Origin of the sequence: Streptomyces sp. 7N604, assembly GCF_052245475.1 — a bacterium.
GTDB lineage: Bacteria > Actinomycetota > Actinomycetes > Streptomycetales > Streptomycetaceae > Streptomyces.
Genome location: NZ_JBQQBX010000032.1, coordinates 16028 through 39874 on the forward strand (window position 1 = coordinate 16028; position 23847 = coordinate 39874).

Sequence of the window (23847 nt, forward strand, 5' to 3'; positions counted from 1 at the left end):
TGGAGGATCCGTGGACCTGTCCCTGTCGACCCGGACCGTTGGCGACCGCACGGTCGTCGAGGTCGGTGGCGAGATTGATGTATACACCGCGCCCAAGCTGCGCGAGCAGCTGGTCGAGCTTGTCAACGACGGTAGCTACCACCTCGTCGTTGACATGGAGGGCGTCGACTTCCTCGACTCCACCGGGCTCGGCGTGCTGGTCGGCGGACTGAAGAGGGTGCGTGCCCATGAGGGCTCGCTCCGTCTGGTCTGCAACCAGGAGCGCATTCTCAAGATCTTCCGTATCACCGGTCTGACCAAGGTGTTCCCGATTCACACCTCGGTCGACGACGCCGTCGCCGCAACCGACTGACGACGTCACCGCACGGAAGTCACCGGGGGGCTCCGGGCTCTGCCCGGGCCCCCGAGATGTACGCCCGCACGATCGAGGGGGATGGCATGGCCACCGTTGAGCTGCTGTTCAGCGCTCTGCCCGAGCACGTCAGAACCGCGCGTCTGGTGGCGGCCGCGGTGGCGCGCAGGGCGGGAGTCGACGAGGCCGTGCTGGACGAGGTGCGGCTGGCCGTCGGCGAGGCCTGCACCCGGGCCGTGAGCCTGCACCAGAGCAGCGGTGTCTCGGCGCCGGTCAAGGTCTCCCTGATCGAGGACGAGAAGAAGTTCTCCATCGAGGTCGGCGACGAGGCGCCGCATGCCAACGCCTCGGGCCCGGTGCCCGCTGCCCGCGGGGGCGGGGAGCCACCCGCGGAGGAGCCCACCGCCGAGGAGGAGGACGAGATGGGCCTCGCGGTCATCAGCGGGCTCGTCGACGATGTCGAGGTGACCGCCGGGGAGACCGGCGGCCTCATTCGCATGAGCTGGCCGACGACCCCGGCCTCGGTGCTCCCCTAGTTCAACCCACCCCTGGCCGCCAGGCCCCAGCCCCGGCCGTCCCATGCTCGGCCGCGACGCTCCCCCCTGTTCCGGCCGCCCTCCCCGGCCGCGACGTCGCGACGTCTCGACCCTTTTCCGGCCGCCTCGCCCAGCTCGGCACACCCCACCCCACCCGCGGCGATGGTCCGCGCACTAGCGCTGAGCAGGCGTTTTGTACGGCCCGAGATCTTTCCGTCGGCCATTCCGTAGATCATTCCAATGGCGTCAGCGAATTGATCAGCATCCTTCATCCGGGCGAATTCCCCGGGAGCGCTTATTTGATCTTCGCTGGTCTCTTCACCGGTCCAGGCGAATTCCCGCCCTCGCGCACTGTTTTGATCTAGTCCTGCTACCTACAATCCGTCCACATCTTGAGCTCAGGACGCCTGAGCGTGGCGGCTGTTCTTGTCACAAGAAGTCGCAAGGACTGGCTGCGCGCGCCCATGTGCCAAACGTCAAGGAGGACGAATGGCGGGGCCCTTCACCCCTCTTCAGCAGGACCACCCCTCATCGCTCGCAGCCGCCGTACTGACCAGTGAAAATCGCGCGATCGTGCTGGTCATCGCGGTGGTAGCGGTCGCGGCGATCGCCGTCGCCGTGGTGCTGGTACGCCAGGTGCTCGCGGCAGGCGAGGGTACCGACAGCATGAAAAAGATCGCCGCCGCCGTGCAGGAGGGCGCCAACGCCTATCTGGCCCGGCAGCTGCGCACCCTCGGCGTCTTCGCCGTTGCGGTGTTCTTCCTGCTCATGCTGCTTCCGGCGGACGACTGGACGCAGCGCGCAGGGCGATCCGCGTTCTTCCTGATCGGCGCGGCATTCTCCGCGGCGACCGGCTACATCGGCATGTGGCTGGCGGTGCGCAGCAATGTGCGCGTCGCCGCGGCCGCCCGCGAAGCGACACCAGCCGAGGGCGAGCCGGCCAAGGACCTCACCGAGGTCTCCCACAAAGCCATGAAGATCGCTTTCCGCACGGGCGGCGTCGTCGGCATGTTCACCGTGGGCCTCGGCCTCCTGGGCGCCTCCTGCGTCGTACTCGTCTACGCCGCAGACGCGCCCAAGGTGCTCGAGGGATTCGGTCTCGGCGCGGCGCTGATCGCGATGTTCATGCGTGTCGGCGGCGGCATCTTCACCAAGGCCGCGGACGTCGGCGCCGACCTGGTCGGCAAGGTCGAGCAGGGCATTCCCGAGGACGACCCGCGCAACGCCGCGACCATCGCGGACAACGTGGGCGACAACGTTGGCGACTGCGCCGGCATGGCGGCCGACCTGTTCGAGTCGTACGCCGTGACCCTCGTCGCCGCGCTGATCCTCGGCAAGGTCGCCTTCGGCGACTCCGGCCTGGCCTTCCCGCTCATCGTTCCGGCGATCGGCGTGGTCACCGCGATGATCGGCATCTTCGCGGTCGCCCCGCGGCGCGCCGACCGCAGCGGCATGACGGCGATCAACCGCGGCTTCTTCATCTCCGCGGTGATCTCCCTGGCGCTGGTGGCCGCGGCCGTCTTCATCTACCTCCCCTCCTCCTACGCGGAGCTGGAGGGGGTCACCGACTCGGCCATCGCCGGGCACAGCGGCGACCCGCGGATGCTCGCGCTCGTCGCGGTCGCCATCGGCATCGTTCTCGCCGCGCTGATCCAGCAGCTCACGGGCTACTTCACCGAGACGACCCGGCGTCCCGTACGGGACATCGGCAAGACCTCGCTGACCGGGCCCGCGACCGTCATCCTGTCCGGCATCTCCGTCGGGCTGGAGTCGGCCGTCTACTCGGCGGTGCTGATCGGGCTCAGCGTGTACGGCGCGTTCCTGCTCGGCGGCACCTCGATCATGCTGGCGCTGTTCGCGGTCGCGCTGGCCGGCACCGGTCTGCTGACCACCGTCGGCGTCATCGTCGCGATGGACACCTTCGGCCCGGTCTCCGACAACGCGCAGGGCATCGCCGAGATGTCCGGCGACGTCAAGGGCTCGGGCGCGCAGGTGCTCACCGACCTCGACGCGGTCGGCAACACCACCAAGGCGATCACCAAGGGCATCGCCATCGCCACGGCCGTCCTCGCCGCGGCCGCGCTGTTCGGCTCGTACCGCGACGCGATCGCCACGGCGGTCGCGGACGTGGACGCCAAGGCCGGGGAGCTGGGCCTGAGCCTGGACATCTCGCAGCCCAACAACCTCGTCGGCCTCATCCTCGGCGCCTCGGTCGTCTTCCTCTTCTCGGGGCTGGCGATCAACGCCGTGTCGCGGTCGGCCGGTTCGGTCGTCTACGAGGTCCGGCGGCAGTTCCGCGAGCACCCCGGGATCATGGACTACTCCGAGAAGCCGGAGTACGGCCGCGTCGTGGACATCTGCACCAAGGACGCGCAGCGCGAGCTCGCCACCCCCGGCCTGCTCGCCGTCATGTCCCCGATCGCCGTCGGCTTCGTCTTCGGCGTCGGCGCCCTCGGCTCCTTCCTCGCGGGCGCGATCGGCACCGGCGTCCTGATGGCCGTCTTCCTCGCCAACTCGGGCGGCGCCTGGGACAACGCGAAGAAGCTGGTCGAGGACGGCCACCACGGTGGCAAGGGCAGCGAGGCGCACGCGGCGACCGTCATCGGCGACACCGTTGGCGACCCGTTCAAGGACACCGCGGGCCCTGCGATCAACCCGCTCCTCAAGGTGATGAACCTGGTGGCGCTGCTGATCGCTCCGGCGGTGGTGACGTTCTCGTACGGAGACGACGCCAGCGTCGGTGTCCGGGTCGTCGTGGCCGTGATCGCCATCGCGATCGTCATCGGCGCGGTCTACGTCTCGAAGCGGCGCGGCATCGCCATGAGTGACGAAGGCAACTCCGGGAGGGCCGAGAACGAGGCCAGCGATCCGGCTGGTGATCCAGCGGTGGTCTCCTAGCTGAGCTGGGGTTTTCCGGCTGTTTTACGGGCGGCCCCGGGGCCGTTCGGCGGGCGGGGCGGGCGGTGCGCCTGGGGCGTACCTCCCGCCCCGCCGTGTATGTTCCGGGGCCGTAGGCCACGGAAGGGACCGATTCGGTGAACAAGAAGCTCGTGACCGCACTGTCCGGTGGCGCGGCATTGCTGATGGCGCTGTCGGGCTGCGGCGATGACGACAACGAGGTCAACGACTACGCCAAGAAGGTCTGCGACGAGGTCCAGCCGCAGCTGAAGAAGATCACCGACGCCAACAAGTCGATCACCTCCACGGCGGCGGACGGCAAGCCCGCGGACATCAAGAAGGCGGATTCGGCCGCGTTCCAGCAGATCTCCGGGGCGTACGCCGCGATGTCCGACTCCGTGGAGAACGCGGGCGTCCCGCCGGTCGACGGCGGCGAGAAGATCCAGACGGACGCGGTCAAGGAGCTCGACGCCACGTCCAAGGCGTACGCGGAGCTGAAGAAGTCCGTCGATCGGCTGGACACCAAGGATCAGGCCAAGTTCGCGGAGGGCCTCAAGGGCGTCGCGGAGGACCTCGACGAGGTCAACAAGGTCGGCGACGACGCGATCAAGAAGCTGCAGTCCGGCGAGATCGGCGCGGCGATGAGCAAGCAGCCCGGCTGCCAGCGGCCCGGCGCCGCCACGCCCACCACGAGCTGACCGGCCCCCCGGCGACCACGGCCCGCCTCCGGCCCGGCGGCCACGGCCCGCCTCCGGCCCGGCGAACCCGTGTCCGGGCCCGGCTGCCCGGGCCCGGCGGACCCGTGACCCGGCCCGGCGTACCCGCACCCGGTCCGCGAGGCCCGACAATGATCCGGTGAGTACGCAGAGCCTCCCCACGCCCGACGCCGGCCGCACCTCCCGGCTGCGCGACGCGCTGCACGCAGCCGCCTTTACCGCCGACGGGCTGCTCGACCTGCTCGGCGCGCCCGCGTACGCCGCGCTGGCCCGCAGCGAGACCGTCCCCGCGCTGCGCGCGACACGGGGCGATTCGCCGCTCGAGACCCTGGTCCGGTTGTTCCTGCTGCAGGCCGCGGTCCCGTACGCGCAGGCGCGGGCGGCGCTGCCGGTGGAGGACTGCATGGCCGACGGCTGGCTGGTGCAGCAGGGCGAGGAGGTGCGGGCGAGCGTGGACGTACGCCCGTACAGCGGTCCCGAGGGCCAGGACTGGTGGATCGTCTCCGACCTCGGCTGCGCGGTCGGCGGCGCAGGCGGCATCGGTGCGGGTGTGACCGAAGTGACCGGTGTGACCGGGGTGGACCGTTCGCAGCTCGTGCTGGGCATCGGCGGCGCGTCCACGACGCTGGCCGGCATCACGATCCGTACGCCCGTGGCCCGGGCGCTCGACCTCGGAACCGGCTCCGGCATCCAGGCGCTGCACGCCGCCCAGCACGCCACTCAGGTCACCGCCACCGACGTCAACCCCCGCGCCCTGGGCTTCGCGAGGCTCACCCTCGCCCTCTCCGGCGCGCCCCAGGCCGACCTGCGCGAGGGCTCCCTGTTCGAGCCGGTCGGCGAGGACGAGGCGTTCGACCTGATCGTCTCCAATCCGCCGTTCGTCATCTCCCCGGGACCGCGTCTCACATACCGGGACGGCGGGATGGGCGGCGACGACCTGTGCCGGACGCTCGTCCAGAGGGCGGCGGGCCACCTCACCGACGGCGGATACCTCCAGCTGCTCGCCAACTGGCAGCACATCGAGGGCGAGGACTGGCGGGAGCGGCTGGCGTCCTGGGTTCCGGCCGGCTGCGACGCGTGGATCGTGCAGCGGGAGGTGCAGGACGTGACGCAGTACGCGGAGCTGTGGCTGCGGGACGCGGGCGACCACCGGGGCGATCCGGCCGAGTACGCGGCCCGCTACGACGCCTGGCTGGACGAGTTCGAGGCCCGTAAGACCAGGGCCGTCGGATTCGGCTGGATCACGCTCCGCAAGTCGGTCGCCGACCGCCCGTCCGTGGTCGCCGAGGAGTGGCCGCACCCGGTCGAGCAGCCGCTCGGCGCCTCCGTACAGGCCCACTTCGAGCGGCAGGACTTCCTGCGCGGGACGGACGACGCCGCGCTGCTCGCCGCCCGCTTCCGGCTGGCCGACGAGGTGCTGCAGGAGCAGGTCGGACTGCCGGGCGCGGAGGACCCGGAGCATGTGGTGCTGCGGCAGAACCGGGGGATGCGGCGGGCGACGCAGGTGGACACGGTCGGAGCGGGCTTCGCGGGCGTGTGCGACGGAACGCTGGCCGCGGGCCGCATCCTCGACGCCATCGCCCAGCTCCTCGGTGAGGACCCGGTCCAGCTGCGTGACCGCACGCCCGCGTCGATCCGGCTGCTGGTCGAACAGGGCTTCCTGGAGCCGGTCCCGGAGCCCGCCGCGGCCGGATGAGGTGCCGCCGACCCGGCCGCAGGAACGGCCGGATGAGGTGCCGCAGGAACGGCCCTGTGAGCCGCCGGACGCCGCCCGGGCGGGAGACCCGAAGATGCCCCGCGTTCACCCGCGGTTCGTTCGTACGCCGCCTGCGCGTGCCATCCTCCAGCGGTCACCCGGCAGTCTCGCGGCCCGAGGGAGTGCGTGAGCCATGGAGAGCGGACCCGCGGTGTTCGCCGGAACGGCATTCACCCTGTTCGGGACCGGGCTGCTGCTGTGGACTGGGGCGCGCGCCAGGTTGCGCGCGCCGGTGGCCCACGGCGTGAGCCCTGTCGCATCCGCCGCCCTCGCGGCTTTCTTCGGTCTTGCCTCGCTGGCCCTCGGCATCTGGTGCTTCAGCTTGGCCTGATTTCACCCCTCCGAGCTGCACTGTCGTGCGTTTGTTCGTGCGCTGTGCCCGTAGTGCACGGGTCCCGCCTGCCCGTCCGGGCGGCAGACGGGACGCTTGTCGGGTTACCGTTCGAGTGGCGTTGCGGGCTTTTCCCGTTTGACACGGGGCCGGGAGGTACCGTCACACTCCGCATCGTCAGCGCAGTGCCCCGAGACCACCCAGGCGTCGACCGGAGAGAAGAGCGAAGTTGTCCCCGACCAGCGATACCGCAGCAGGCGGCCGCCGACTCGTCATCGTCGAGTCGCCCGCCAAGGCGAAGACGATCAAGGGCTATCTCGGCCCGGGCTATGTCGTCGAGGCCAGCGTCGGGCACATCCGCGACCTGCCCAACGGCGCCGCCGAGGTCCCCGCCAAGTACAAGGGCGAGTCCTGGGCGCGCCTGGGCGTCAATGTGGATCAGGACTTCCAGCCGATCTACGTCGTCAACGCCGACAAGAAGAGCCAGGTCAGCAAGCTCAAGGAGCTGCTGGCGGAGTCCGACGAGCTCTACCTCGCCACTGATGAGGACCGCGAGGGCGAGGCCATCGCCTGGCATCTGCAGGAGGTCCTCAAGCCCAAGGTCCCGGTCCGCCGGATGGTCTTCCACGAGATCACCAAGGCCGCGATCCAGGAGGCCGTGAACAACCCGCGCGACCTCAACCAGCGCCTCGTCGACGCCCAGGAGACCCGCCGCATCCTCGACCGGCTCTACGGCTACGAGGTCTCGCCCGTGCTGTGGAAGAAGGTCATGCCGCGGCTGTCGGCCGGCCGCGTCCAGTCCGTGGCGACCCGGCTCGTCGTCGAGCGGGAGCGCGAGCGCATCGCCTTCCGCTCCGCCGAGTACTGGGACCTGACCGGCACCTTCGCCACCGGCCGCACCGGCGACGCGACCGACCCCGGCACCTTCTCCGCCCGGCTGAGCACCGTCGACGGCCGCCGCGTCGCGCAGGGCCGTGACTTCGGCCCGAACGGCCGGCTGAAGGACGGCTCCCAGGTTCTGCACCTGGACGAGGCCACCGCGCGGGCGCTCGCCGACGCGCTGCAGGACACCGCCTTCTCGGTGCGCTCGGTCGAGTCCAAGCCGTACCGCCGCTCGCCCTACGCCCCGTTCCGTACAACCACCCTCCAGCAGGAGGCGTCGCGCAAGCTCGGCTTCGGCGCGAAGGCGACGATGCAGATCGCGCAGAAGCTGTACGAGAACGGCTTCATCACCTATATGCGTACGGACTCCACCACGCTGTCGGACACGGCGGTGGCGGCGGCCCGCGCACAGGTCACCCAGCTCTACGGTGCGGACTACCTCCCGGACAAGCCGCGGATCTACGCGGGCAAGGTCAAGAACGCGCAGGAGGCGCACGAGGCGATCCGGCCCTCGGGCGATCGCTTCCGCACCCCGGCCGAAACGGGCCTGACCGGCGACCAGTTCCGGCTCTACGAGCTGATCTGGAAGCGGACCGTCGCCTCCCAGATGAAGGACGCGGTCGGCCAGTCCGTGACCGTGAAGGTCGGCGGCCGCTCCAGTGACGGCCGGGACGCCGAGTTCTCCGCCTCCGGCAAGATCATCACCTTCCACGGCTTCATGAAGGCCTACGTGGAGGGCGCGGACGACCCGAACGCCGAGCTCGACGACCGCGAGCGCCGCCTGCCGCAGGTCGGCGAGGGCGACCCGCTGACGTCCGAGGAGATCACCGCCGACGGCCACGCCACCAAGCCCCCGGCCCGCTACACCGAGGCCAGCCTCGTGAAGGAGCTGGAGGAGCGGGAGATCGGCCGCCCGTCGACGTACGCGTCGATCATCGGCACCATCCTCGACCGCGGCTACGTCTTCAAGAGGGGCACCGCCCTCGTGCCCTCCTTCCTCTCCTTCGCCGTCGTCGGCCTGCTCGAGAAGCACTTCGGGCGGCTCGTCGACTACGGCTTCACGGCCAAGATGGAGGACGACCTCGACCGCATCGCGCGCGGCGAGGCCCAGGCCGTGCCGTGGCTGCGCCGCTTCTACTTCGGCTCGGACGAGGCGGGCGCGGGCGCGGCCGCCGAGGCCGGGAACGGCGACGGCGACCACCTCGGCGGTCTGAAGGAACTGGTCACCGACCTGGGCGCGATCGACGCCCGCGAGGTGTCATCCTTCCCCGTCGGCGACGGCATCGTGCTGCGCGTCGGGCGGTACGGCCCGTACGTCGAGAAGGCGTCGGAGACCGAGGGCGAGCCCGGGCAGCGCGCCGATGTGCCGGACGACCTGCCGCCTGACGAGCTGACCGTCGAGCTGGCCAAGGAGCTGCTCGCCAAGCCCAGCGGCGAGCGCCTGCTGGGCACCGACCCGGAGACGGGCCGCGCCATCGTGGCCAAGGACGGCCGCTACGGTCCGTATGTCACCGAGGTCCTGCCCGAGGGCACGCCGAAGACCGGCAAGAACGCCGTCAAGCCGCGTACCGCCTCGCTCTTCAAGTCCATGTCCCTCGAAACGGTGACGCTGGAGGACGCGCTCCGGCTGATGTCGCTGCCGCGCGTCGTCGGCGCCGACCCCGAGTCGGGCACCGAGATCACCGCCCAGAACGGCCGCTACGGCCCGTACCTGAAGAAGGGCACGGACTCGCGGTCGCTGGAGAGCGAGGAGCAGCTCTTCACGATCAAGCTCGACGAGGCGCTGGCGATCTACGCGCAGCCGAAGCAGCGCGGGCGCGCGGCGGCCAAGCCGCCGCTGAAGGAGCTGGGCACCGACCCGGTCAGCGAGCGCCCCGTCGTCGTGAAGGACGGCCGCTTCGGCCCGTACGTCACGGACGGCGAGACCAACGCGACCCTGCGGCGGGACGACGACGTCGAGACGATTACGCCGGAGCGCGGGTTCGAGCTGCTGGCGGAGAAGCGCGCCAAGGGCCCGGCCAAGAAGACCGCGAAGAAGGCGGCCAAGAAGGCTCCGGCGAAGAAGGCCGCTGCGAAGAAGACGACCACGGCCAAGAAGACGACCACGGCCAAGAAGGCGGCGGCCAAGAAGACCACCGCCAAGAAGACGGCCGCGAAGGCGACCGCCGCTGCCGCCAAGACGACGGCGAAGAAGACCGCCACGGCGAAGGCGCCCGCCGAGGACACCTGACCCCCTCGATGCCCCCTGACGTCCCCCGATGCCTGAACCCTGAAGGAGCTTGGGGAGCGGGCCCGCCGCGCTTGTGCCGGCGGGGCGGGTCCGTACGCCCACTTGTTCGGGGCGGGCCGACAGGGATTCGGCCACTGCGGATAGGCTGACGGGATGACGCGAGCCGAGCAGCCAACGGTCGTGAACCCCACATCCGACGCCCTTGCCGCAGATTCACGCGAGCGCGCCGTACGGGCCCTGCTGCGCTTCCCGCCGCTCCGGCGGCTGTGGAGCGCCCAGCTCGTCGGTGGCATCGGAGACGCCCTCGCTCTGCTGGTGCTCCTCCTGCTGTCGCTCCAGGCGGCCGTGTTGGAGGGCTCCTTCGGAGGCGGCTATCGCGGTGCGGCCTTCGCGGTCGCGGCGGTGTTCGGGGCACGCCTCGTCGCGACGGTCCTCTTCGGGGCGGCACTCCTCGGGCCGCTCTCCTCGCTCACCGCGGACCGAGGCCCACTCGACCGGCGCTGGACCATGATCAGCGCGGACGGGGTGCGGATCGCGCTCCTCATCGTGGCGCCCCTGTGGATCGACTGGACCCCCGACAACGCCCTCTCCCTGCTGCTCATCACCGTCTTCGTCGCCGGTGTCGCCGAGCGCTTCTGGACGGTCGCCAAGGAGGGCGCGGCCCCCGCTCTGCTGCCCGCGCCGCCCGCCGAAGGTGCCGCCATAAGGCCGCTGCCCGACAACGTCGACGCACTGCGCCGCCTCTGGCTCCGTACGGGCTACGTGGCGCTGCCCATCGCCGCCGCCGGGCTGGTCGTGGTCACGCTGTTCGGGAATCTGCTCGGCGCCGGGATCGACTGGTTCGACCAGCACCAGGCGGCCCTCGGCTCATACGTCGCGTCCGGGCTCTTCGCCGCGTCCGTGTCCGTCCTCTACTTCCTCGAGCTGCCCGGCGCGCAGACGCCCCGCCCGCGCTCCCCGCTGGAGGGCCTGCGCCGCCCCAAGTCCGGTTCCAAGGCCGACAAGGGCCGTACGGGTGCGATCCCGCTGCTCGTCCTGGCCTGCGCCGCCGTCGCCGGTGCCATCGCGTCCGCCGTCGCCGTGGCAGCGCTGCACGCCGCGGACCTCGGCGGCGGCCCGGTCGGCTTCGCACTGCTCGCCTTCGGGCTGACCGGCGGCACGGTGACCGGAATCCGGCTCGCGCCGCGCGTGCTGCCCGCGCTCTCCCGGCGCCGGCTGCTCGCGCTCGCGACCGCCGTCACCGGCCTCGCTCTGCTCGCCGCCGGTCTGGTGCCGGACGCGACGACCGTGCTGCTGCTCACGCTGCTCGCGGGCGCGGCGGCCGGTGTCGCCGCCAACACCGGGCACACGCTGCTCGACCAGGAGTCCGAGGAGCACCGGCGGGCCCGTACGACCGAGCACCTGCACGCTGTCGTACGCGTCTTCGTCGGGCTCGGCGCGGTCGCGGCGCCGCTGCTGGCCGCCGCGATCGGCCCGCACCGGCTCGCGAACGACGACTTCGTCTTCGCGCACGGCGGCGCCGCCTTCACGCTGATGCTGGTCGGCGCGCTGCTGCTGCCCGTGGCTGCGCTCGTGCTCGGCAAGACGGACGACCGGTCTGGCGTGCCGCTGCGCCGGGACCTGCGGGACGCGCTGCGCGGCGGCGAGCCCGTTCAGGCACCGGCCGCCACCGGCTTCTTCATCGCGGTGGAAGGCGGTGACGGGGCCGGGAAGTCCACCCAGGTCGAGGCGCTCGCGGAGTGGATCCGGGCCAAGGGCCACGAGGTGGTCGTCACGCGCGAGCCGGGAGCGACCGCGATCGGCAAGCGGCTGCGCGCCATCCTGCTGGACGTCTCGAGCGCCGGGATCTCGCACCGCGCGGAGGCCCTGCTGTACGCGGCGGACCGCGCCGAGCACGTGGACACGGTCGTACGCCCCGCCCTCGCGCGCGGTGCCGTCGTCATCTCCGACCGCTACATCGACTCCTCCGTCGCCTACCAGGGCGCGGGCCGCGACCTGTCGCCGACCGAGATCGCCCGTATCTCGCGGTGGGCGACGGACGGCCTGGTGCCGCATCTGACGGTGCTGCTCGACATCTCGCCGGAGACGGCGCGGGAGCGCTTCACCGAGGCCCCCGACCGGCTGGAGTCCGAGCCGCCCGAGTTCCACGCGCGCGTGCGCGCCGGGTTCCTGACGCTGGCCGCGGCCGACCCGGCGCGCTATCTGGTGGTCGACGCGGGGCAGGACGCGGAGGCCGTCACCACCGTTGTACGGCACCGGCTCGACCAGATGCTGCCGCTGTCCGAGGCCGAGATCCAGGCGCGCGAGGAGGCCCGTAAGGCCGCCGAGGAGGAGCGCAAGCGGCGCGAGGCGGAGGAGGCTGCGCGGAAGGCCGAGGAGGAGCGGCTCGAGCGCGAGCGGCAGGAGCAGCTCGCCCGGCTGCGCGCCGAGGAAGAGGAGCGCAAGCGCGTCGAGGCGGAGGAGGCGCGGCGCCGCGAGGCCGAGCGCCAGGCGGAGGAGGCCCGGCTGCGGGCCGAGGAGGCCCGCCGCCTCGCGGAGGAAGAGCGCAAGCGTCGCGAGGCGGAGGAGCGGGCGCGCGCCGCCGAGCAGGAGCGGCTGCGGCGCCAGGCCGAGGAGGAGGCACGGCTGCGGGCCGAGGCCGAGGCGCGCCGCCTGGAGAAGCAGCGCAAGGCGGAGGAGGCGCTGCTGCGGGCGGAGGAGGCGCGGGTCGCGGCGGAGGCGGCCGCGGCTCAGGACGCGCCGCGGGCCCCGGACGAGGCACCGACGGTGGAGACGCCGGTCGCGGGTACGGACCGTGGCACTGCGGACCGGCCCGGTACGGACCGCCGTGGCGGAGGCCCGGCACCTGGTGCGGGTGCCGATGCGGGGTCGGATCCGGACTCCGAGGCGACGCAGACGGTGCCGACCCCGCGGGTGGACCAGCACGGTCCTCAGGAACCTCAAGGCGCTGCCTCGGACGAGACGGCGGTGCTGCGGCCGGTGCGGCCCGAGGGTCCCGGCGGCCCGGAGGGAGCGGGTCCTGACGCCGAGGAGACTACGGTCCTGCCGCAGCCGCCGGTTGCGGGATCCGCGGACGAGACGGCGGTCCTCCCGCCCGTACCGCCCGAGGGGCCCGCGGCGGGGGGGCAGCCGCGCCCTGAGGGGCGTCCCGCGGACCCGGCGGACCGGGTGCCGCCGTGGCTGTTCCGTCCGGAGGACGGAGAGCCGGAGCCCGCGGCGCACCGGGAGACCGAGCGCACGCGCGAGATGCCGCAGGTCGACCCGTCAGCCGCGGACCGCCCGCGCCGCTCCCGCCCGGACTGGGCCGAGGAGACCCCGCTGGACGACCTCCCGTCTCTGGCCGACGAACTCCTGGGCCCCCGTGAAGACGAGGACGACAACGGCCGCCACCACCGGCGCCGCTGACACTCGCTGACGGCGGCCTCGCAGGCGCAGGCGCCCGCCCGCGGCGCTACCGCTCCCTCCTGCCCCGGCCGGGGGCCGTCCTCGGGTGGGCGGCGTCGGGTGTCGGTGCCGTGGACCACAATGGGGAGCTGCAGGAGGCAGCAGGACGTACGGGCGCGGCGGCAGTCGGTCAGGCAGGCGGGCAGGGGCTTATGACGGTGTGGGACGACCTCGTCGGGCAGGAGCGGGTGACGGAGCAGCTCGTGGCCGCCGCGCGCGATGCCGACGCGATCGTCACCGCAGGGGCCGAGGCCGGGAGCCGGACCGCGCTCGACCTCACGCCCGCGCCCCCGGAAGCCTCCGACGAGGCGCGTGGGTCATCGAAGATGACTCACGCCTGGCTGTTCACCGGGCCGCCCGGCTCCGGCCGGTCGACGGCGGCGCGCGCGTTCGCCGCCGCGCTGCAGTGCGTCAGCCCCGACCGGGCCCTCGGCGGAGCCCCCGGCTGCGGCTTCTGCGACGGCTGCCACACCGCCCTCTCCGGCACCCACGCCGACGTCGAGGTGGTCAGGACCGACCTGCTCTCCATCGGCGTGAAGGAGACCCGCGAACTGGTCCGCCGCGCCCAGCTCTCGCCGGCGAACGGCCGCTGGCAGGTGATCGTCCTGGAGGACTCCGACCGCCTCACGGAGGGCGCGGCCAACGTCCTGCTGAAGGCGGTCGAGGAGCCCGCGCCCCGCACCGTATGGCTGCTCTGCGCGCCGTCGCTGGAGGACGTGCTGCCGACGATCCGGTCGCGCTGCCGCCACCTCATCCTCCGTACGCCGCCGGTGGACGCCGTCGCGGACGTGCTGATGCGGCGGGACGGCATCGAGCCCGCCGTCGCCGCGGCCGTGGCGCGCGCGACCCAGGGACACATCGGGCGTGCCCGGCGGCTCGCCACCGACGAGCGGGCCAGGGCCCGCCGCGCCGCCGTACTGAAGCTCCCGCTCCGGATCGATGACGTGGGCGGCTGCCTCAAGGCCGCGCAGGAGCTCGTCGATGCGGCGGCCGAGGACGCAAAGCAGGTGGCGGAGGAGGTCGACGCGAAGGAGACGGAGGAGCTGCGCGCGGCGCTGGGCGCCGCGTCCGGCACCGGCGGCCGCCTGCCCCGCGGTACCGCGGGCGTGATGAAGGACCTGCAGGACCGCCAGAAGCGGCGCGCCACCCGCACCCAGCGCGACAGCCTCGACCTCGCCCTGACCGATCTCACCGGCTTCTACCGGGACGTCCTCGCCCTCCAGCTCGGCTCCTCCGTGGCGATGGCCAACACGGAGGTGCAGGACGCCGTGCAGCGCGTCGCGCAGTCGTCCACCCCGGAGCGCACCCTCCGTCGCATAGAAGCGGTGCTGGCGTGCCGGGAGGCCCTGGACAGCAATGTGGCGCCGCTGCTGGCGGTGGAGGCGATGACGATGGCGCTGCGCGCAGGGTGACGCATACGGACTCCGGGGGCCGGCGCGTACGGGCAACCGCGGACGGCGGCCCCGGACTCTCACCCGTATGAGAACGGCGGACCGCGCATGGACAGTGTTCGGACGGATACTCTCCGAACACCCGACATGAAGCCGCGAAGCGTAAAGCCGCGAACACGTGAAGGCGTGAAGACGCGAAGAACTGACTGAGGGATCGCCGCATGGACACCAGTAGTCTGCTCCGCACCTCCGGGACCGTTCTCGCGGTCGCGGGCCTGCTGATGTCCGGCTGCTCCTCAGGAAGTTCGTCGTCGAGCGCGTCCGCGTCCCCCAAGGCCGCGAAGAGCGGGCAGCCGCAGAAGAAGACCGACGCCCTGCAGGTGCTGCAGCCGCTCCCCGACGCCGTACCCGCAGGTCTGCGGGCGTACTACGAGCAGAAGCTGAGCTGGCGCGAGTGCGGTGTCGAGGGCTTCGAGTGCGCCACCCTGAAGGTGCCCATGGACTACGAGAGCCCGGGCGGGGGCGAGGACGTGAAGCTCGCCGTATCCCGCAAGACGGCGACGGGTCCCGGCAAGCGGCTCGGCTCCCTGCTGGTGAACCCGGGCGGGCCGGGCGGTTCCGCGATCGGCTACCTGCAGAGTTACGCCGGGATCGGCTACCCGGAGCCGGTCCGAGCCCGGTACGACATCGTTGCCGTGGACCCTCGCGGCGTGGCCCGCAGTGAGCCCGTCACCTGCCTCTCCGACTCGCAGATGGACGCCTTCACCCAGGTCGACCAGACGCCCGACGACCAGAAGGAGGTCGACCAACTCGTCGCCTCCTTCAAGGACTTCGCGACCGGCTGCCAGGACCGGTCCGGCGAGGTCCTCGGCCACGTGTCGACGGTTGAGGCCGCCCGCGACATGGACGTGCTGCGCGCGGTGCTGGGCGACGAGAAGCTGACGTACGTCGGCGCCTCGTACGGCACCTTCCTCGGCGCCACGTACGCCGGGCTCTACCCGCGCCGGGCGGGGCGCCTGGTCCTGGACGGCGCGATGGACCCCTCGCTCCCCGCCCTGACCATGAACCGCGACCAGACCGCGGGCTTCGAGACCGCCTTCACCGCCTTCGCGGAGGACTGCGTGCAGCGCGAGGACTGCCCCCTCGGCGGCGGGAGCGCGCGGGACGCGGGCCGTCGCCTCCAGGGCTTCTTCAAGAAGCTCGACGCGGACCCGGTGCCGACCGGCGAGAGCCGCCGGCTGGGCGAGTCACTGGCGACGACGGCCGTGATCGCGGCGATGTACGACGAGGGCGCGTGGGCGGAGCTGCGGGGCGCCCTGCAGTCGGCGATGGACGGGGACGGGGCGGGGCTGCTGAAGCTCGCCGACCTCTACTACGAGCGTGACGCGGACGGCTCCTACGAGAACCTGATGTTCGCCAACCCGGCCGTCAACTGCCTCGATCTCCCCGCGGCCTTCGGCGGCCCCGACGACGTCCTCAAGGCGCTGCCGTCGTTCCGCCAGGCCTCGCCGGTCTTCGGTACGGGCCTGGCCTGGGCCGCGATGAACTGCACGTACTGGCCGGTGCAGGCGACCGGCCGCCCGAACCGCATCCAGGCGAAGGGCGCGCCCCCGATCGTCGTGGTCGGCACGACCCGCGACCCGGCGACCCCCTACCGCTGGGCCGAGGCCCTGGCCGGCCAGCTCGGCTCGGGCGCGCTCCTGACATACGAGGGCGACGGGCACACGGCGTACGGGCGGGGCAGTGAGTGCATCGACTCGACGATCAACACCTACCTGCTGGAGGGGAAGGCGCCCAAGGACGGCAAGAGGTGCAGGTAGTGGCCTTTGCGGGCATTTCCGGCGGCTCGGTCCGGGACGCCCGCGCCGCCCCGGCCGAGGTGCGAGGCACCGCCGGTGACTGTGTAGACTTGGCGCCGTTGCGGCTGCCGGTCCCGTACTGCGCGACGGGGCATATCCGCAGCTCGCCGCCTTAGCTCAGTCGGCCAGAGCGACGCACTCGTAATGCGTAGGTCAGGGGTTCGACTCCCCTAGGCGGCTCAGAGAAGCCCAGGTCAGAGGCTTGAAGACCCTCCGTGAGAGATCGCGGAGGGTCTTTTGTGTGTCTGCTGGGAACATCCTGGGAACAGCCATTTCCTGACAAAGTCTCTATGCCTAGATTTTTCGACAGACTGAGACAGGCCCGGTATCAACCTGGTGCGCACGCGCCGTGACAGCAATATGCGGTCTCGACGGTTTGGTCCTGGGTGAGTTGGGCGCGCCGTGCAGAGGTCGGCACGGGTTGCGGTTGCGCTCGCGGCGCAGTGGCAGTGAAGGCAGGTGACAGCGGCATATGGCGTGTGAGCCGACGTCTGTGCGGCCCGGCCATAGCTTGGGGGCTCCCCCTGCCGCGCCCCAGATTCGCATGAATGTTCCATTCGGGGCGGCGGTTCAGACGGAACTGGAGTGGTGAGAGGCGCTTCCTTAACGCGTTTCGTCCAGTGCTCAACCCAATGGACAATCAGGAAGGGGTTCTTCACGCGACACGAGGCCGGGGCCGGCGAGCCCAGGTGGCCCCATCGACGCGGGGCTGGGACGCTACTGCCGGTCCGGCACCGTGCGGGCGGCACGGTATCCGCCCCAGCGACCTCGGATGTTGTTACGCTCAACGCGAGAACCAGACGTGGAGGCGAGGTTGGCGGGGCAGCCGACGGGTTCCGAGGATTACGAGCGCGTCCTGGACGCCGTGATTGCGCCGGTGACCGAGGCCTACTACTCCCAGCGGGTCCAGTCAGGCTTCAACGCGCGGGTGCGAGCTCAAGCCGCTCAGTCCACTATTACCTTGTTCGCCGGAGGGTTGATCGCGGCCCTGACCGTCACCACTTTGGCGGACCGAGGCAAGCTGATCCAGATTGTCGCGATCGCCACTGTTGGGCTGTGGCTACTGGCGGCGCTGCTCTACATGCGTGCCGTTGCCTTCCCCGTCATGGACCTTCCTGGCCCCGACTATGTGGCGACTCGTGAGGCGCTGATCAGGAGCGTCCTCGAGAAGGCCAATCATGAGGCCGAGAAGATCGACAAGAGACAAGGGCATGCGAACTGGGTTGCGACGGCCGCTGTCGCTATGAGCGTCCTCACCTTTGCCCTCGGGGTTCTTATAGGACCGGAAAAGGAAACCGCGCTTGGCACGGTTGTGCTGGAGCCTTCGTACAGGGAAGTATTTACGGCGCTGTGCGGTGAGAAGATGGACCCTGTCAAGGGAAGGGTGGCCAAGGACTCTCTGAACACTCCGTTCGTCGAGGTAGAATTTTCAAACAACATGTGCGGAGACAGGAGAGGGGTCCTGCAAATTCCACGTTCCGCCGTCAAAGCGGTGAGGTGGCAAAGTGCCTAATTCAAAGGTGACCGCTCACTTCCTATGCATTGGGCCGCTGCCCCAGGACGCTGGGGAGCGCGAACGAGCACGGGCTGCGGCGTCCGCCGATCTGGCCCGCCTTCACAGCGCAAGGCGCCCACTCGACGGACTGTTCGTGCTGGGTACTGCTGGTGGATTTCCGGACTGCGGGTATCCCGCGTCGAGAGAATTCATCGACTCGCTCCTTCTCGACTGCCTCAACCAAGGTCCCAGCGGGGTGCTACCGATAGTCCTCGCTGCGCCAGGCCTGGGAGATCGTCGAATTGTCCCCGAAGGACGCTTGCTGGCCAGAGTCCTTACGGGTATGTGGGAGCAGCTCGGCTCCGCGCTATGGCGCGGAGAGCTCACTGACGACGTCGTACGCCCCCTTGAATCCGAGGTTTTCCAAGACTTCGAGGAGTGGCACAGGAAGATCTACCACGTCATCCCTGGCAGACATGCGGGGCTGCTGCCTGGCGAGGGTGCACTGAGGTGGGAGGTGGCTGGCCAATCCATCGGCTTGGTCACCGTCAACACCGTCTTCAGGATGGTCTCCGCTGATGCCAACGCTGGGCTAGCGGGCTGCTCTGAGGAACAACTAAAAACCGCCGTAGGTGAAGAGTTCGAAGACTGGGCCGAGAACAACAACCTGACGCTTCTGCTTGCTGGCCGTACGGGCAGCTTGCCCGACCTGTCCGGACTGCGATCGCCGGTGTTGCCCCTCGCCGGGTCTGGAGAGGCAGACGGCCCCTGGAGCGTGCTGCCCCGCGGCACGGCCTGTGTGCACCAGTTGCTGAGCGTGGACATCGCGCGCGACACGCCTATCGAGGTGACCGATGCTGGGACTGGTCACAAACTCGCCCTGCAGGGCCCGGGCTACCCCGTGCCCGGAGCAGCTTCCGCACCGGCCACCGCGCCCCTTCCTCCCGAAGAGAGCTACGACGAGGAAGCACTTCTCGAAGCCTTCTACCAACAGGCCGCCACAGGGCGGATGGTGCTCGTGCTGGTCTCTGGCCCGGAAGCCGACGGCGGTCCCATCAACTCGGACGAGTTGAATCAGCGGTTGGCTCAAGCTGCGTTCGGCGCGGTTCCTCACCCAGTCCCAGCTTTGCAGGAGACCTGGGCCGCTGTTCGTGAGGAACTGACACCGCACCAACTCCAACAGCATCTCCAGGCGCTGCGCTGTTCCCCGGACACCTTCCCGCAGGCCGGACACCAGCTGCTGCTATCCCCCTGGTGGCGTATCTACGACTTCACAGGCTCTGACACCTTCGCCATTGCGCTCGCCAGCGACCCGAAGCTGGCCGAATCTGTCTCTCTGGTCAATGTCGGGCAGGACGGACCGGGAATCAAGAAGAATGTCATCGAGGTCGTCCCCATGAACGGGATGGTCGGCAACACACCCGAGGCTGTCGACTTCGGATACGTGCCCATGAACGGCACCGACCCTCGCAGCTTGTGGTTCCGGCAGTTCCAAGCCGAAGTCCTCGTCCGACCTACGCTGTTCATGGCACTGTCGCCTGGTAGCGCAGTTCTGTGGGGAACGCTCGCTTTGACCGGCAGGTTGTCAGGAGCTGAGGAATTTCCTGGCTTCATCGTCACGCCCGGAGGCACCCTGGCCGATCGGGCCCGGTTGCGGCGGGCCGCGCTCAGTCATATCCGGCAGACCCCATTCGCTTTCTCGATCCAGCGTCTGCGATCCGGCCACCAGAGCCTCATCGAGGGCAAGCGGCTGCTCTCGCAGTCGTACGCAGGCGAGCGTAAGGGCACGGGCGTTGCTCGGGTTACCGCATTGGTGGGTGAGGCGTCGAAGGGAAGCCGTGACTTCCTCGAAGGTCGGGATCCAGCGTGGGGCGACATCATCGACAAGGTGGCCGCCGATCTATCCATGGTGGAGGCCATGGAAAAAGCCGCGCGGCCAGGCTCGGGCGGCCGTGCCCCGATCGTTCTACTCAAAGGCAGCGCAGGGTCGGGCAAAACCACAGCCTTGATGCAGTACGCCTATCGACTGCACAAAATGGGCAAGAACGTCGGGTGGGTGGACCGCAACGCATCGCTCTCCCGCCGGGACATCGAGATCCAGGCTCTGGAACAGAAAGTAAATGCCGTCTTCGTCGATGATGTCGACATCTTCGGCAGCCAAGCGGCATCAATGCTGAAGAATCTTAGCAATGGGGGGCAAAACCTGGTCGTCGCGGCGATCCGCACGACTCGCGCCTTTGTGCTCGATGCTACTTTCACGCCCAACGTCGTAAGTTCCGACACCCCACTGAATGACAATGACCTCAAGAACATCGTCAAAGTACTCAAGAAAAATGGTCTCCTAGGAATCCTGAAACAGTACAGGTTGCCCCAACAGCGCATCAACATGCTGCGCCAGATCTGCGAACAGAGCCTGCTGGCCGCGATGATCCAAGTGGTCACCGGGGAACAATTCGAGGCCAAGATCCAGAGCGAGTTCCAGCAACTCGACGGAGGGCAGCGAGCCGCGTATGCGGTCGTTTGCCTCTTCGAGTCAGCCCTCGTCTACAAGCAGCGAGGCATCGACGAAGAGGATCTCTTGCTGATCGTCGCCTCACCAGCCGCGCCGACCCGTCGGCAGCGAGACGACGTCTCTCAACTGCTCCGCATGGGCATGCTGGTGCGGGGCCTCGACGGTCGGCTCCGCTGCCGCCAGCGCGTCATCGCTGACAGTGTGGTCGACTCAGTTCTCAGAGCCAATCAGGACCAACTGGCGAGCGTGGCCCGCCATCTCCTGGTGTTCTACGCGGCCCGCGCGCGGAACATTCAGGACAACGACCATCCTCTCCGCAGAGCCATGATCAAGCTGCTCAGCCACACTCTGATGCGCGACCTCAAACTCCCTGTCGAAACCGTACGGGCAATCTACGATGCTGCTCACGACTCTCTGCAGGACGACCGCCACTACTGGCTGCAGCGAGGCTCGTTTGAGTTGGAGCACGGCCATCTAAGAATCGCTCGAAACCATCTGGAGACGGCCAAGGGGTGCGACGGGGGCGAGCAGGATCCCCTGGTACGTACTACCAGCAGTGCGGTCCATCTGCGATCGGCAACCGAGGCACCGAAGAAGCCCGGCCTGGAAGCTGCCGCGATTGATGCTGTTCACGACCTCCACGCCGTGACCAAGCAACGGGGGGCGAGCGCGCCCCACAGCTACGCCATCTTGGCCCGGGAGGGTACCAAGTGGTTGCAGGCTTGCACTTCGACGCTCGGCGCTCAGGTCTTTCTGGACATGAAGACGCTGATCCTCGAAGTCGTTTCGGAAGGCAGGAGGTTCTGCCGCGACAACCACCAATTCATGGATATTGCAGCTACATACGAGCCTGCACTGAAGAAGCTGCAGCCGAAAGGCCCCGGCATCCCTCTATGAGGCGACAATAATTCAGGGCTACTCAGCGAGTCCAAGGGCTGTCCGATCGGGCATTCGCGAAGTATCTCGCAAACCCACCCCGAGGTGCTGCAGGCCTCTGGGTACGCCAGGCTGATAGCAACCGCGGTGTGCGGGATGACTGGCTGGCAGCGGCCGAACGCGACGTGTAGGAATTTGTGGAGTTCAGGCGGGGCGAATGAAACGACGCCTATATCGGCGCGCAATTCGCTCCGCTCGAGCAGGCAGCCTGATGGACAGCTACGACCAGGCGCAACCTACGCCATGGAAGACCCGGACGATGGTGATCCTCGCTGAGGGCCTACGAAAGGTCGCACTGCGGGGTCCGGGACAACCGGGCCGACGGAAGCTAGCCATGCCGCCAGTGCATCGGCCAAGTCATCGCCGAGTGCTGCCGACGCATAGGGGAGCGAAGCTGCCGTTTCCAGGAACCGCAGCACGTCGGCGAACGGTTCATGGCATAGCGCGAGAGCGATCTCCTCCGCGCGGTCGTGGTCGCCGGCGTGGAACTTCTGGTACCAGGAGACCAGCATGGTCTGGCATTTGATGTAGGCAGACCACCGTCCCTGCCTGAGTTCGTACCGATTGAGGCCGAACACCCGGATGGATACCTCGCCCTTGACCGATGGCTCGCCCGAGGGTGTGCTTGCGTGGTACTCGCCAGTGACTGGATCCAGGCGCAGGTGATCGGCGGGGTCGTCGACGCTCGGATCGATGAGTAGGCACTGTCCGAAGACGTCGCACGGATACGCGTCGCGCTTGAGATTGCTGTTGCAGTGCGAGCAGGCCAGCAGATGGTTGTGCCAGCAGAACGTACGTAAAGCAACACGGGACTTCGGGATGAAATGGTCGATATCTGTGCCCATGCTGTCCAGGCAGTACATGCAGCGCAGTACTCCCGGGGCCATCTGTGCAAGTAGGCCGCGGATCTCATCTTTCGCCGCCGTGGCCTGCTGCCACTGCTCGGCGGCGGCGTCGCTTGTGGCTCCGTCCTCACGGATCCTCTGTGTCCTGAAGGCGCACAGTCTCAGGAGCCGCTCGGTCGCAGCTGGGCGTTGCAGCGGGATCACCGGCCGTTCCCCAACCGGGTAGCCACCTCGTCCACCCGGGCGGCACGCGAGCTGTTCAGACGCGCGGCGCGCTCGCGATACTCGCGGGCCTCTGCCTCGGTGGCTAGGCCTGCGAAGACCTTACGCTCCAATGGCACGAGCTCACGCCGCTCCTGCTCGGCGCGATCAGAGTACGGGGACTCCAGACCGAATAGCTCGGAGAGCGCCGCGTCCTCGCCGCTCCCGTACACGATGCGCCGGTACAGCGCGTCGTCCACAACCTCGGGACCACGCTGCTCCTCTGGCCCCGCTAGCCGGATTAGCCCACCAGGATCCGCAGCCTGGCAGATGTACGGGCTGTGGCTGGTGACGATGAACTGGATTCGCGGAAAGTGGGCGCGCAACCAACTGCCGATCCGACGCTGCCAGGTGACGTGAAGGTGGGCGTCCACTTCATCGATGATCACCACTCCAGGCATTCGGACCACGGTCCGTCCTTCGCTGTCCCTGCCCGCGTCCAGTGTCCCGTACGCGTTCTGAAGCTGCCGCACGATGTCCAGGACGAGAGAGGCAACGGTACGGAAGCCATCACTCATCTCTTTCAGCGGATAGGCCCGCTCCGTGTCCCCGTCCGGCGCCACCCACAATCCGTCGGCGCTTACGCGAAGGGCACGGTAACCGTCCGGCAGCAGCCCGTCCGAGAGCAGTTCCAGGACTGACTCAAGCAACTCGTCGGCGTCCTGGTGATCTTCCAGGCCCCGGAGCCTCAGTTCCTTGAGCCAGGCAACGCTTTCGGCCAGCGACACGTCCTCGTGGAAGAGGGACGCCATACGTCCCGCGGGGCCAGGGGCGAGCATCAGCCGCTGGGCCGCACTGCTTCCGCCTGCCAGGCGCCTGAATGGTCCGTACGCGGCGCAAAACCAACCCTGCGGATTGATGGCCCAAGGGCCGTGCGCGGCGACTTTATTGCCGGACGATTCGTCGTCGCAGGGAGACAGCTGCGGTTGTGGGGGAGTCCCGTAGCGTGGTCCGTTCGATGTCTCCTCGGGCACAGTCCAGTCGATTCCGAGGACGATCAGTTCCTCCGGCGCCCGGCCGCGGCCGGTGAGCAGGTCGACGGAGGGGTCGGGGCGGATAGAGACCTTCGCCCACGCGCACCGTTCACTGGTGGTGATCCAGCCGCTGAAGTCCTGCATGAGATTCCGAGAAACCTGGGGACCGGCAATGGTGAGAGCGAGAGTACGCAGGAGTGTGGACTTGCCCGAGCCGTTACGGCCAGCGAGCACGGTCCAGCTTCCGCTAGCCCCAGCAGGCAGCGAAAGCTCGCCCACGGCACGTTCAGCCGTGAAGCCTTTGACGTTCGAGAAACCGATTCCGGATACGTACACCTGTTCACACCGCCGTTCAGCGCCCGGCAGGCTTAGCCTCTCATGGGGGGCTGACATCGGGATGACCGGTACTCCGATCTTGTGTCTGCTCCC

General features: G+C 69.4%; 14 protein-coding genes and 1 tRNA gene. 13 read left to right on the forward strand and 2 right to left on the reverse strand.

The genetic code is table 11. The annotated features are described in order from the left end of the window. The first annotated feature begins 10 nt into the window (after positions 1 to 10). The 13 genes from bldG to ACTWP8_RS30140 all read left to right on the forward strand — a co-directional run bounded on the left by bldG (position 11) and on the right by ACTWP8_RS30140 (position 21299). Complete coding sequence (gene bldG / locus ACTWP8_RS30080) at positions 11 to 352, forward strand: anti-sigma factor antagonist BldG (RefSeq protein WP_055472740.1); 342 nt, start codon at positions 11 to 13, stop codon at positions 350 to 352. An 86-nt stretch (positions 353 to 438) separates the two neighbouring features. Then, positions 439 to 888: an ATP-binding protein gene (locus tag ACTWP8_RS30085; RefSeq protein WP_443325240.1), complete on the forward strand. Its 450-nt coding sequence runs from the start codon at positions 439 to 441 to the stop codon at positions 886 to 888. Between the two features lie 489 nt (positions 889 to 1377). Beyond that, positions 1378 to 3786, forward strand: a complete 2409-nt coding sequence (locus ACTWP8_RS30090; RefSeq protein WP_443325241.1) for a sodium-translocating pyrophosphatase — start codon at positions 1378 to 1380, stop codon at positions 3784 to 3786. A 137-nt stretch (positions 3787 to 3923) separates the two neighbouring features. After that, positions 3924 to 4484, forward strand: a complete 561-nt coding sequence (locus tag ACTWP8_RS30095; protein WP_443325242.1) for a small secreted protein — start codon at positions 3924 to 3926, stop codon at positions 4482 to 4484. Between the two features lie 157 nt (positions 4485 to 4641). Beyond that, on the forward strand, positions 4642 to 6198 hold the full coding sequence (locus tag ACTWP8_RS30100; RefSeq protein ID WP_443325243.1) for a DUF7059 domain-containing protein: 1557 nt from the start codon (positions 4642 to 4644) through the stop codon (positions 6196 to 6198). 193 nt (positions 6199 to 6391) lie between these two features. Further along, complete coding sequence (locus ACTWP8_RS30105) at positions 6392 to 6589, forward strand: hypothetical protein (protein ID WP_443325244.1); 198 nt, start codon at positions 6392 to 6394, stop codon at positions 6587 to 6589. Between the two features lie 229 nt (positions 6590 to 6818). Continuing rightward, on the forward strand, positions 6819 to 9701 hold the full coding sequence (topA, locus tag ACTWP8_RS30110) for a type I DNA topoisomerase (protein ID WP_443325245.1): 2883 nt from the start codon (positions 6819 to 6821) through the stop codon (positions 9699 to 9701). Positions 9702 to 9854: 153 nt separating this feature from the next. Then, positions 9855 to 13106: a dTMP kinase gene (gene tmk / locus ACTWP8_RS30115; protein WP_443325246.1), complete on the forward strand. Its 3252-nt coding sequence runs from the start codon at positions 9855 to 9857 to the stop codon at positions 13104 to 13106. A 191-nt stretch (positions 13107 to 13297) separates the two neighbouring features. Then, the gene (locus tag ACTWP8_RS30120) at positions 13298 to 14557 is read left to right on the forward strand and encodes a DNA polymerase III subunit delta' (RefSeq protein WP_443325292.1); all 1260 of its coding nucleotides are present in this window, start codon (positions 13298 to 13300) and stop codon (positions 14555 to 14557) included. A 200-nt stretch (positions 14558 to 14757) separates the two neighbouring features. After that, positions 14758 to 16356 carry an alpha/beta hydrolase gene (locus tag ACTWP8_RS30125; RefSeq protein WP_443325247.1) on the forward strand — a complete coding sequence of 533 codons (1599 nt, stop codon included), beginning with the start codon at positions 14758 to 14760 and terminating at the stop codon, positions 16354 to 16356. 145 nt (positions 16357 to 16501) lie between these two features. Continuing rightward, positions 16502 to 16575: transfer RNA gene (locus tag ACTWP8_RS30130), tRNA-Thr, on the forward strand. A gap of 634 nt (positions 16576 to 17209) precedes the next feature. Then, entirely contained in the window at positions 17210 to 17908 is a 699-nt protein-coding gene (locus ACTWP8_RS30135) for a hypothetical protein (RefSeq protein WP_443325248.1), read from the forward strand. 325 nt (positions 17909 to 18233) lie between these two features. Beyond that, entirely contained in the window at positions 18234 to 21299 is a 3066-nt protein-coding gene (locus ACTWP8_RS30140; protein ID WP_443325249.1) for a P-loop NTPase, read from the forward strand. A 275-nt stretch (positions 21300 to 21574) separates the two neighbouring features. Here ACTWP8_RS30140 and ACTWP8_RS30145 read toward each other — a convergent pair whose 3' ends face one another. Then, a complete protein-coding gene (locus ACTWP8_RS30145; protein WP_443325250.1) occupies positions 21575 to 22387 on the reverse strand; it encodes a hypothetical protein in 813 nt (270 codons plus the stop codon). Further along, a complete protein-coding gene (locus tag ACTWP8_RS30150; RefSeq protein WP_443325251.1) occupies positions 22384 to 23754 on the reverse strand; it encodes an AAA family ATPase in 1371 nt (456 codons plus the stop codon). The genes ACTWP8_RS30145 and ACTWP8_RS30150 overlap by 4 nt, the downstream gene beginning before the upstream one ends. Between the last annotated feature and the right edge of the window lie 93 nt (positions 23755 to 23847).